Origin of the sequence: Acinetobacter sp. A2, from assembly GCF_048537555.1 — a bacterium.
Taxonomy (GTDB): domain Bacteria; phylum Pseudomonadota; class Gammaproteobacteria; order Pseudomonadales; family Moraxellaceae; genus Acinetobacter.
In genome coordinates this window covers 1428969-1441023 of the sequence record NZ_CP183239.1, presented here as the reverse complement: position 1 = coordinate 1441023, position 12055 = coordinate 1428969, and the positions used below count along the sequence as shown (strand labels likewise).

General features: G+C 48.9%; 10 protein-coding genes. 6 read left to right on the top strand and 4 right to left on the bottom strand.

Annotation, left to right across the window (positions count from 1 at the left end):
- Positions 1-71: 71 nt before the first annotated feature.
- Entirely contained in the window at positions 72-749 is a 678-nt protein-coding gene (locus tag ACNS8M_RS06755; protein WP_168418665.1) for a type 1 glutamine amidotransferase domain-containing protein, read from the bottom strand.
- A 132-nt stretch (positions 750-881) separates the two neighbouring features.
- Entirely contained in the window at positions 882-1766 is an 885-nt protein-coding gene (locus ACNS8M_RS06750; protein ID WP_104471333.1) for a LysR family transcriptional regulator, read from the bottom strand.
- Positions 1767-1942: 176 nt separating this feature from the next.
- On the opposite strand from ACNS8M_RS06750, the gene ACNS8M_RS06745 reads away from it, so the two are divergent.
- From ACNS8M_RS06745 to ACNS8M_RS06720, 6 genes are all read left to right on the top strand, one after another.
- Complete coding sequence (locus tag ACNS8M_RS06745; RefSeq protein ID WP_168418666.1) at positions 1943-3472, top strand: CoA-acylating methylmalonate-semialdehyde dehydrogenase; 1530 nt, start codon at positions 1943-1945, stop codon at positions 3470-3472.
- Between the two features lie 11 nt (positions 3473-3483).
- Positions 3484-4374, top strand: a complete 891-nt coding sequence (gene mmsB, locus ACNS8M_RS06740) for a 3-hydroxyisobutyrate dehydrogenase (RefSeq protein ID WP_168418681.1) — start codon at positions 3484-3486, stop codon at positions 4372-4374.
- 83 nt (positions 4375-4457) lie between these two features.
- Positions 4458-6110, top strand: a complete 1653-nt coding sequence (locus ACNS8M_RS06735) for an AMP-binding protein (protein ID WP_168395992.1) — start codon at positions 4458-4460, stop codon at positions 6108-6110.
- 69 nt (positions 6111-6179) lie between these two features.
- Positions 6180-7307 (top strand): acyl-CoA dehydrogenase family protein, encoded by a 1128-nt coding sequence (locus ACNS8M_RS06730; protein WP_104470213.1) that lies wholly within the window; start codon positions 6180-6182, stop codon positions 7305-7307.
- A gap of 19 nt (positions 7308-7326) precedes the next feature.
- The gene (locus ACNS8M_RS06725; protein ID WP_168389937.1) at positions 7327-8100 is read left to right on the top strand and encodes an enoyl-CoA hydratase; all 774 of its coding nucleotides are present in this window, start codon (positions 7327-7329) and stop codon (positions 8098-8100) included.
- A gap of 21 nt (positions 8101-8121) precedes the next feature.
- Positions 8122-9183 (top strand): enoyl-CoA hydratase/isomerase family protein, encoded by a 1062-nt coding sequence (locus ACNS8M_RS06720; RefSeq protein ID WP_168526016.1) that lies wholly within the window; start codon positions 8122-8124, stop codon positions 9181-9183.
- Between the two features lie 82 nt (positions 9184-9265).
- Here the strand turns inward: ACNS8M_RS06720 and ACNS8M_RS06715 are convergent, their stop codons facing one another.
- Both ACNS8M_RS06715 and ACNS8M_RS06710 read right to left on the bottom strand, forming a co-directional pair.
- Positions 9266-9874, bottom strand: coding sequence for a MarC family protein (locus ACNS8M_RS06715; RefSeq protein WP_005177911.1), 609 nt, complete (start codon positions 9872-9874; stop codon positions 9266-9268).
- Between the two features lie 12 nt (positions 9875-9886).
- Entirely contained in the window at positions 9887-11923 is a 2037-nt protein-coding gene (locus ACNS8M_RS06710; protein WP_168461529.1) for a choline transporter, read from the bottom strand.
- Positions 11924-12055 lie beyond the last annotated feature (132 nt).

The window sequence follows — 12055 nt, the reverse complement described above, 5'->3', positions numbered from 1 at the left end:
CCGAACAATTTAAAAACTCCTGAATAATCCATTCAGGAGTTTTCTATTAAGCACAAAAACGATGGCTATGCTTATTTCGAGAATTTCAATAACGCTTCTGCGGTCGCCTCTGAGGAGGCCGGATTCTGTCCGGTAATCAGCAAACCATCTTGCTGTACATGCACCTGCCAGTCCTCGGCTTTTGAGTATTGCCCGCCGTATTCTTTCAGCATATCTTCAACTAAAAAGGGCACAACATTGGTCAGCCCAACCGCATCTTCTTCTGTATTACTAAAACCGGTCACAGTCTTGCCTTTGACCAATGGTTGGCCATCCTGTGCTTTGACATGACGTAATACTCCCGGCGCATGGCAGACCAACGCCACCGGTTTATTGGCTTGCAATGTTTGTTCAATCAAAGAGATAGAATCCGGGTCTTCGGCCAAATCCCATAAGGGTCCATGACCGCCCGGATAAAACACGGCATCAAAATCGGCAATCGACACCTCACTGAGTTTGCGTGTCTGCGCCAGATCTTGCATGGCGGCGGTATCCGCCTTAAAACGCTCGGTGGCTTTGGTCTGAGCATCGGGTTCATTACTTTTGGGATCAAGAGGCGGTTGACCACCTTTAGGAGAGGCCAAGGTCACCTCGGCGCCAGCATCAACAAAAGCATAATAAGGGGCGGCCAGTTCTTCCAGCCAGAAACCGGTCTGTTTGCCTGTATCACCCAGACGGTCATGAGAGGTCAGCACGATGAGAATCTTCATATCATTTTCCTGAATGGTTCATATTATTCGGTTCATCGGCTGTTAATTTAGCAAGCGTAATGGGCGCTAAGTGTTGTGATACGTTCAGTTGCTGTATCGGCATGTGTCAATCTCCAGATACTGCAAAGGATTTTAAGTGCCCATTAACAGGGCCTGCTGCACATCGGCCTGTTTGCGCAGGAAATCCCAGACCAGTTTGATTTTCGGCTCATGCTGTAAATCAACTAGGGTCAACATCCAGAAGGTATGGGTAAAACTGACCTGATCGCCCAGAACTTCTTGCAGATCGGGTTTATCATGCACCAGAAATCGCGGCAAAATTGCCAGTCCGGCGCCGGTACTGACCGCAATCTGCTGGGCCAGAATACTGTTACTGCGAAAACAAGCTGTCACTTGCAGCGGCAAACGTTCCAGCGAATACAGCGCCGAGCTATACACCAGATCATCAATATAATCGACAAATCGGTGCTGTTTCAGATCTTCCAGCTGTCTAATTGGTGGGTTTTGCTGTAAATAGCTTTGACTGCCGTACAGTTTTAAACAGTAATTTGAGAGTCGGGTAATGATATAAGGCCCGGATTTGGGCCGGTCAATTGAAATGACAATATCGGCCTCACGATGTGAAAGTTTGATGGTTTTTGGCACCGGAATCAGGTCAATAGTCAGCGAAGGATAATGCTGTGAAAACTCCGCCAGCAGCCGGGCCAGAAACGCCGTCCCGAAACCTTCCGGCGCACCAATGCGTACCCGGCCTTGTAAAGGGTCATGGCGTTTATCAATCTGGATAAAAGACTGTTCCATCTGTTCGACGCGGGGCACCAGTGCCAGACCTTCCGCAGTCAGCTCATAGCCTTTGGCTTCACGTTTAAACAGCTGGGTACCCAAGGTATTTTCCAGCGCCTGAATGCGCCGTGCCACGGTGCTGTGTTCCACTTCCATCAGGCGCGCAGCATTGGTGAGGGTTTTGGCCCGGGCCAAGACCAGAAAAAAGCGTAAGTGATCCCAATCAACTTTCATTTTATGTTTAACATCCTGTTAAATCTCTGTGCAAATTTGCACAATCGTCGTGCGCCAATCTCTATTGGTGCCAAAAGTGTTCTTTGTTAGTCTGCTGAAACAGCGTAAAAATAATACGTTAAAAACAGCCAGTAAAGGCAGATAAAACGACAATAACAAACCAGCACGGAGCGACCATGAACGCGATTCATCATCCCCATTCGAATACCGGCCTCACCACGGCAAAACTGCTGATTAATGGTGAATTTATCGACTCCAGAACCAGTCATTGGCAAGATATTGTCAATCCTGCTACCCAGGAGGTTCTGGGTCAGGTGCCGTTTGCCACTGCAGAAGAAGTCAATGCCGCCATTGCCGCAGCCCAACAGGCTTTTGCCAGCTGGCGTGAAACACCTATTCAGGCCCGTATGCGGATTATGCTGAAACTGCAGGAGCTGATCCGTCAAAACTTAAAAAGTATTGCACAAGTCCTGACCGCTGAACAGGGCAAAACATTAGCAGATGCCGAAGGTGATATTCAGCGTGGCCTGGAAGTGGTGGAACATGCCTGCTCGGTCGGTTCGCTGCAAATGGGTGAGTATATTGAAGGCGTGGCGCGCGGGGTGGATACCTATACCATGCAGCAACCCTTAGGTGTCTGTGCCGGAATTACCCCGTTTAATTTCCCTGCGATGATTCCGTTGTGGATGTTCCCAATGGCCATTGTCTGCGGCAATACTTTTGTCTTAAAGCCGTCGGAGCAGGATCCGCTATCAACCATGATGCTGGTCGAGCTGGCGATGCAGGCCGGTGTTCCTGCCGGAGTGCTGAATGTGGTGCATGGCGGTAAAGAAGTGGTCGATCTGCTGTGTACGCATTCTGATATCAAGGCCATTTCCTTTGTCGGTTCTACGGCGGTGGGTACCCATGTCTATAACCTGGCAGGCCAGCATGGCAAACGGGTACAGTCAATGATGGGCGCCAAAAACCATGTGGTGGTAATGCCGGATGCCGATAAAGAACAGACCTTAAATGCCTTGGTTGGTGCAGCCTTTGGCGCCGCCGGTCAGCGCTGTATGGCCCTGTCTGTGGCGGTGATGGTCGGTGAAAGCAAGCATTGGGTCGATGAGCTGGTCAATAAAGCCAAAACATTAAAGGTCAATGCTGGCCATGAACCGAATACCGATGTCGGACCGGTCATCTCAACCCGTGCCAAAGCCCGTGTGATTGACCTGATTAACAGTGGTGTCGAGCAGGGTGCAGAACTGCTGCTAGATGGCCGCGAGGTGCAGGTTGCCGGCTATGAGCAAGGCAATTTTGTTGGTCCGACCATTTTTAATCAGGTCACGACCGAGATGCGCATTTATAAGGAAGAAATCTTTGGTCCGGTCTTGGCCATCATTCATGTCGATACGTTAGAACAGGCTATTCAGCTGATTAATACCAATCCGTTTGGTAATGGCGTGGGCTTATTTACCCAAAGCGGCAGTACCGCACGTACTTTCCAGAACCAGATTGATATTGGTCAGGTCGGTATTAATATTCCAATTCCAGTACCGGTACCATTTTTCAGTTTTACCGGTTCCCGTGGCTCCAAACTCGGTGATTTAGGCCCGTATGGCAAACAGGCGGTGCAGTTCTATACCCAGACCAAAACCATCACCAGCCGCTGGTTTGAAGATGATCAGGAAAGCGCCGGTGTGAATACCACCATCAGTCTGCGTTAAGGAGAATGACCATGAAAATTGCATTTATTGGTTTAGGCAACATGGGCGGCTCCATGGCACAGAACTTACTCAAAGCCGGCCATCAAGTGTTTGGCTATGACTTGAGCGAGATCGCTTTAGAACATTTTGCCCAGGCCGGTGGCGTGGTTTGCCAGAGTCCGCGAGATGCAGCCCAACAGGCCAATGTGGTGGTGACCATGCTACCTGCGGCCCAGCATGTACGCACGGTGTATCTGGGTGAACAGGGTATTTTAAACGTGCTGCCGGCTGGCAGTTTATGTATCGACAGCAGCACCATTGACCCGAAAACCATTCAGGACGTGGCCGCAGCCGCACAGGCTCGACAGATTCAGGTCTGTGATGCACCGGTGTCTGGTGGAACCTTAGGCGCCAAAGAAGGCACCTTGACCTTTATGGTTGGGGGCGATGCCGCCACATTTGAAGCAGTGAAGCCGGTACTGAGTGCGATGGGGAAAAATCTGGTGCATTGTGGTGCTATTGGCACCGGGCAGGTGGCAAAAATCTGTAATAACCTGATTCTGGGTATTTCCATGACGGCGGTCGCCGAAGGCATGGCACTGGGAGTAAAACTCGGGATTGATCCGCAAGCGCTGGCCGGAGTCATTAACAGCTCATCTGGGCGCTGCTGGAGTTCTGAAGTCTATAATCCGTGGCCAGATATCTGTGCCAATGCGCCAGCATCTCGTGGTTATACCGATGGTTTTGCCGCACAACTGATGCTGAAAGATTTAGGGCTGGCGGTTGATGCTGCACATCAGGCCGAGCATCCGATTGTTCTGGGCAGTCTGGTGCAACAGCTGTATCAGCAGTTGTGTCAGGAAGGTCATGCACATCTGGATTTCTCCAGCATCATGCATCATTATACCGCGCCAACAGCGTAAAAAAATAGCAACATGATGGAGCAGGGACAGGCTACATCCATACACCTTGTCAGTAATAACGATAAATTCAGGCTGAGGTACATATGTTAAATTATCAAAAAACGGTTCAGGAATTTGATCTCAATACGGTTGCACGCCAGTATCTGTCTGGCACCATGCAGGCACTTAATGCCTGTTTTGAATGCTGCGACCGCCACGCCGGTTCAGATGCGATTGCCTTGTACTGGCATGGTAAAGATGGCCGCAAAGAGCAGTACAGCTTTGCCGAGCTAAAAAAATATGCCAGCCAGTTTGCCAGCTTTTTAAAAGCGCAGGGTGTGCAAAAAGGTGACCGCGTTTCTGGCTTATTGCCACGCACTCCGGAACTGATCATTACTATTTTGGCCACCTGGCGGATTGGGGCAGTGTATCAGCCGCTATTTACCGCCTTTGGACCCAAAGCCATTGAACACCGTATTCAGCTGGCTCAAAGCAAGCTGGTGGTCACCGATTTGGCCAATCGCGATAAATTGGTGGATATTGCGAACTGTCCAGACATTGTGACCGTGCATGCAGAGCGCCAGGCCGATGCCTATCCGCAAGATTTCAGTTTCTGGAGCGTATTGAAGGGTCAGGACGAGCACTGTGAACTGGAAATGCTGACGATTGATGATCCATTTTTATTGATGTTTACTTCGGGCACCACCGGGCCGGCCAAACCGCTGAAAGTGCCACTAAAAGCCCTGATTGCATTTGGCGGCTATATGCAAAATGCCATTGGCCTGCAACCGGAAGATGCGTTCTGGAATATTGCAGATCCGGGCTGGGCGTATGGTCTGTACTATGCCATTACCGGGCCATTGCTACTGGGGCATTCGACCCTGTTTTATGAAGGTGGTTTTAATGCCGAAAGTGTCTGCGAAATTGTTCAGCAATATGGCATCACCAATCTGGCCGGTGCCCCGACGGCGTACCGGATGATGATGGCTGCCGATCAGGCACAGATGGCACAGCTACGTGGCAAATTACGCGTGGTCAGCAGTGCCGGCGAACCATTAAATCCAGAAGTAATCCGCTGGTTTGAACAGGTACTGGATGTGCCCATTTACGACCATTATGGCCAGACCGAAGTGGGGATGGTGGTGTGTAATCATCATGCCTTGGAGCATCCGGTGCGTTCAGGTTCAGCCGGCTTTGCCAGCCCGGGCTATACCATTGCCGTGGTTGATGAGCAGGGTCAGGCCTTAGCAGCAGATACTGCGGGCATTCTGGCGATTGATATCCGTCAATCACCAATGATGTGGTTTGGCGGTTATGAAGAAAGCCGTAAATCACCATTTGTTGGAGATTATTACTTAACTGGCGATACCGCCGAAATTCACGCCGATGGCAGCATGAGCTTTGTCGGACGTAGTGATGATGTCATTACAACGTCAGGCTATCGGGTTGGCCCATTTGATGTGGAAAGCGCCTTGCTGGAACATGATGCGGTGATTGAAGCCGCCGTGATTGGTGTACCGGATCCGGAGCGTACCGAAGTAATTAAAGCCTTTGTGGTGCTGGCCCAGCAGGTACAAGCCACGCAACAACTTGAAGAAGAACTGGGACAGTTTGTCAAAAAACGTCTGTCTGCACATGCCTATCCACGCCTGATTGAATTTGTGACTGAACTGCCGAAAACCCCAAGTGGCAAAATTCAGCGCTTTTTACTGCGTAATCAGGAAATCAGCAAATTACAGCAGGCCAAAACTGCATAAAACGGTAAAAAACGAAAACGCCAACAGATCAAGAAAGACATCTCAATAAGAAGATTAAGGGAAGCAGGTATGCAATTTACGGAAGAACAACAGCTGATTCAGGACATGGCCAAAAGTTTTGCCCAGGAGCAGATTAAACCGAATGCTGGCGAATGGGATGAAAAAGGCATTTTCCCGAAAGAGGCTTTGGCCCAAATGGGTGAACTGGGCTTTATGGGAATGCTGATTCCGGAAGAATGGGGCGGTTCAGGCACGGGAACGCTGGCCTATGTGCTAGCCCTAGAAGAAGTTGCCGCAGCCGATGGTGCGACATCGGCCATTATGAGCGTGCATAACTCAGTTGGCTGTGTGCCCATTCTCAAATTCGGCACCGAGCAGCAAAAGCAGCAATATTTAAAGCCACTGGCTCAAGGTCAAATGATTGGCGCTTTTGCCTTAACCGAACCACATACCGGCTCGGATGCTGCTGCTATTAAAACCCGCGCAGTTAAAGATGGCGATCATTATATTATTAATGGTGCCAAACAGTTTATTACCTCGGGCAACAATGCCGGCATGATTATTGTGTTTGCCGTAACTGATCCAAATGCGGGCAAAAAAGGTATGAGCGCCTTTTTAGTGCCACGTGATACGCCCGGTTATGAGGTCATCCGGGTGGAAAATAAACTGGGCTTACATGCTTCTGATACCTGTCAGATTGCCTTAACCGATGTACGCATTCATGAAAGTTTAAGGCTGGGCGCCGAAGGTGAAGGCCTAAAAATTGCCCTGGCCAATCTGGAAGGCGGCCGCATAGGCATTGCCGCACAGGCGGTAGGTCTGGCGCGCGCCGCTTTAGAAGAAGCCAGCCGCTATGCGCATGAGCGTGTGGCCTTTGGCAAACCGATTTTTGAACAGCAGGCCATTTCTTTCCGGCTGGCCAGCATGGCCACCGAAATTGAAGCAGCACGGCAGCTGGTGCATTTCGCGGCCCGTAAAAAAGAAGCTGGTGAAAGCTGTTTAACTGAAGCCTCCATGGCCAAACTGTTTGCCTCAGAAATGGCAGAACGGGTTTGTTCCAAAGCCTTACAGATTTTTGGCGGCTATGGCTATTTAAAAGATTTTCCAATCGAGCGTATTTATCGGGATGCGCGTATTTGCCAGATTTATGAAGGCACCAGCGACATTCAGCGTCTGGTGATTGCACGTAGTTTATAATTGAACAGGGAGATTGATCATGCAATGGGAAACAATTTTACTTGAACAGCGTAACGGGGTTGGACTGATAACCTTAAACCGCCCGAAAGCTTTAAATGCCCTGAACCATCAGCTGATTGCCGAAGTCAATCAGGCGCTGGACCGGCTGGAAAAAGACCCGGATATTGGCTGTATCGTGATTACCGGTTCAGAAAAAGCCTTTGCTGCCGGCGCCGATATTAAAGAAATGGCAGATCTCACATTTCCACAAATTTATCTGGATGATTTTTTCAGTCTGGCCGACCGCATCGCCCAGCGCCGTAAACCGTTAATTGCCGCAGTCAGTGGCTATGCCTTGGGCGGTGGCTGCGAACTGGCGCTCATGTGTGACTTTATTTACTGTGCTGATAATGCCAAATTTGGCCTGCCTGAAGTGACTTTGGGTGTATTGCCGGGCATTGGCGGTACCCAGCGTTTAACCCTGGCAATTGGTAAGGCCAAAGCCATGGAAATGTGTCTGACGGCCCGCCAGATGGGCGCGCAGGAAGCTGAACAAAGTGGACTGGTGGCACGGGTGTTTGCCAAAGAGGAATTGTTAGAGCAAACTCTGCAAGCCGCAGAAAAAATTGCCGAAAAATCCCTGCCAGCAGTGATGATGATTAAAGAATCCATCAACCGTGCTTTTGAAGTCAGTCTGGCCGAAGGCTTGCGTTTTGAGCGACGTATTTTCCATTCCATTTTTGCCGGTCAGGACCAGAAAGAAGGTATGCAGGCCTTTGTCGAAAAACGCCCGGCCCAATTTAGCCATCAATAAAAATCATAATAGGAAAAATAAATGAGTACGGACAATAATTTAGCCATTTGTGTGCAGGGTGGTCTGGGCATGATTAGCCTGGACCGGACCAGCCACTTAAATGCTTTAACCTTACCGATGATTCAGGGTATTCAGGCACAACTGGAGCAATGGCGTGAGGATGCTGCGGTACAGGCCATCCTGATCAATTCCAACAGTCCGAAAGCCTTTTGCGCGGGCGGTGATATCCGTTATCTGTATGACAGTTATCAGGCCGGCAATACCCAATATCAGGATTTTTTTGCCACTGAATATCGCATGTTAAGCAACATCCGCAATTTTCCAAAAACCGTTATGGTGATGCTGGATGGCTATGTGCTGGGCGGCGGTTTTGGTCTGGCGCAAGCCTGTCATATCAAGATCAGCAGTGAAAAATCCCGCTTTGCCATGCCGGAAACTGCAATTGGCTTTTTCCCCGATGTCGGTGCCACCCATTTCCTGTCACGGCTAGATGATGTTGGTGTATATATGGCGCTGACCGGTGAACAGATCAGCAGCAGCGATGCCTTGTATTTAGATTTAATTGACTATCATGTGCCGAGTGCGCGCTTTGCTGAATTAGAAGCAGCGTTAATTGCAGCGCCGCTACTCAACCCGATTGAAATCCGCAAAATCATCAGCAGCTTTATTACCCATCCGGCAGAAAGTGAATTGCAAAAGCGTATCGAGCAGATCAATGCCCATTTCTCTTATGCAACGCTGGATGATATTGAACACAGTCTGGCTCAGGCAGGTACCGGTCCAGATCAGGAATGGGCGCAGAAAATGCTGGCTATTTTGCAGCAGCGTCCAGTAATGGCCAAACAGGTCAGCTTAAAGCTGCAACAGGTCGGGCAAAACTTGTCGCTGGAAAAGTCAATGCAGCTGGAACGCAATTTACAGGATGTCTGGATGCAGCAAGGTGATTTTATTGAAGGTGTACGCGCTTTAATTGTCGATAAAGATAAAAATCCGCAATGGCAAACTGACAATACTGCTTTTGAAAAAGTGCTGGAAACTTTGTGGCCGGTCTGGAATACGCAGCCGCTGGAGCAGATTTCTTAAACAGCTAAACATTCAAATATCAATAAAAAACCCTCTTTCAAATTGAAAGAGGGTTTTGGTTTAGAGCATCTAAAATGGACGTTTAGCTCTGCATAATTCCGCTGACACCGGTCACAATCATATCAATGGCAATGGTCCCAATCAGCAAGGCAGCCAGACGCCCGACAATATCGACATACAAATCAATATAATTGGAATGTTTATGCTGCAAATGATCATGCGCATATTTCATTAAAATAAGCAGGCTACAGGTCAGAAATAGCGTCACAAAAATCACCAGCACCAGTTGCCACAGGCTTAGCTGAATTCCGGTAATGACCGCGGCGCTGATGGTTCCCGGGCCAATCATAAACGGCATGGCAATGGTGCCGGCCAAATGATGTGGCGCACCGCGCATCACCCCAATGGTATCGGCGCCTTCAAACACATAGCGATAACCAATCACCAGAAAAATAATCCCGCCAAAAATCTGGAAAGATTCAAAACGGACATGCAGGACATCATGAAAAAAGGCTTCACCGGTTTTGGCGAAAATAATAAACACCACAAAGCTGATTAAACTGCCCTGAATCAGGGCGCGATTAAACACTCGGGCCTCGGAATTACGGATAATGCCGAGCATATAAATACTCATTAAAAACGGGTTTAATAATGAGAAAAACAGTGCAAAGGCGTGAAGCGATTCAGACATCCTACAGATTCCTTATTGATCCGGGTCTGGAAAGAGCGGGCGCTTGCCTGGACTAATCCGGTTGATGTGCAAGAACATCAAATGGCGCTCGTATTTATCCAGAATGTCGTTAATGACCTGTTCCTTGCTATAACCCACCAGATCATTGCCTTGCGAGCCTTCAAACAGATAGGTTTCCAGACGGTAATAGTATTTCTTGGTGCGTTTGCCGCGTGAACTGAAGTTGGGTGTGTCATAACGGATTGGCCAGATCTGGTAAACGAAGTTTTCTTCTTCATCCAGCTGAATGGTTAAATCCAGATGTGACAGTTCCGGTTCATCATCCAGGGCTTTTTCCGCCAGATCGACCTGAATGCCTTTGTTGATGAATTCTGTGGCCACCGCCTGCATTGCCGGTTTACAGACCTCTTCCAGCATTTGCTGGGTTTGCGATAAATTGGCATGCAGCATTACCCGGCTGAGGCGTTTTTTCCAGTTAAAGATGTCGACATTGCCGACCACGGGTGCCGCATTCATGCTGGTACTGGCCTGACGGAAATCTTCCAGTCTTAATGACTTGTACAGACCCGCCATCACAAAGAAAATCACAAAGCTAAAAGGCAGCCCCATAATAATGGTGGTGTTTTGCAGTGCAGTCACGCCATTGGCCATCAGCATGGCCAAAGTCAGTAAACCAATCGCCAGTGCCCAGAAGACACTTAACCAGCGCGGCGAATCATGTTCAATATTGGTAAATTTGGTGGTGAAATTCCCCAGTACCAGTGCGCCTGAATCGGCAGAAGTCACATAAAACAGCAAACCGGTAATGGTAGCGACGCCGGCCAGAAATGGGAACCACGGATATTGGGCAAGCAGGTCATAGAAACCATGTGCCGGATTGGCCAATACGGTGGTGGCCAGCTGGGTATTGCCATCAAAAATTACGCTGTGCAGGGCGCTATTTCCAAAAATTGACAGCCAGGTCAGGGTAAACAGCAGGGGAATAATTAAGGTACCGGCCACAAATTCACGGATGGTTCGGCCACGGGAAATTCGCGCCAGGAACAGGCCGACAAATGGCGACCAGGCAATCCACCAGGCCCAGAAAAACAGGGTCCAGCTGTTCATCCATTCTTTAGGCTGCTCAAAAGGAAAACTGCTTAAAGAGAGTTTCGGGAACTGGCTGAGATAATCACCAAAATTCTGAATTAGAGCCGCTAATAAAAACTCTGTATTTCCCATAAAGAGAATAAAGAGCAGCAACCCGATTGATACATAGATATTAATTTCAGACAGAACCCGAATACCTTTATTGACACCCGCAGTCACGGAAATAATAGTAATAATGACTGCAACGGCAATCAGCGCCGACTGGATCAGCAGGTTTTCTGGCACATCAAACAGTACATGCAGGCCGTAGTTGAGCTGAACCACACCAATCCCGCAGGTGGTGGCAATACCAAAAATGGTGCCCAAAACGGCCGCGGTATCAACACTATGTCCAATCCAGCCATTAACACGCTTGCCAAAAATCGGATAAAGCGCCGAGCGGATGGTTAGCGGCAGGTTATAACGATAACTAAAATAACCCAAAGCCACGCCAACCAAGGCATACATGCTCCAGCCAGTTAATCCATAGTGGAACAGGGTCCAGACCATTGACTGGCGCGCAGCCTCAAAAGTCTGACCTTCGCCGACAGGCGGATTCATATAGTGAGACAGCGGTTCGGCCACCGAGAAGAACATCAGGTCAATCCCGATTCCGGCCGAGAACAGCATTGCCGACCAGCTCAGCAGGCTAAATTCCGGCTTGGAATGTTTGGGACCTAATTTGATATCGCCATAACGCGACAGGGCAATAAACAGTACAAAGACCAGATATAAGGTGGCCGCCAGCAGGTAATACCAGCTAAAGGTCCGGCTGACCCAGTTCAAGATTTGGGTAATGAGCTGATTCGCCTGGTCATTAAATAAAATCGTAACCAGCGAAAACAGCAGGATGAGTGTTGCCGAAAGAAAAAAGACAACTTTGTTCAGACTATCGGTCGTCTGTTCAGTTTTCTTTTGCATAAATCTGTGACCATATTTTTTTAATTCGGATCTACAGCGCAGTGTGTTTTGGCTTAACCAGACTATAGGCATGGCTCTCATTACAAACATTTGCAAATGAAAAACAAACTGAGCTGTACATCAGGAAGCAGA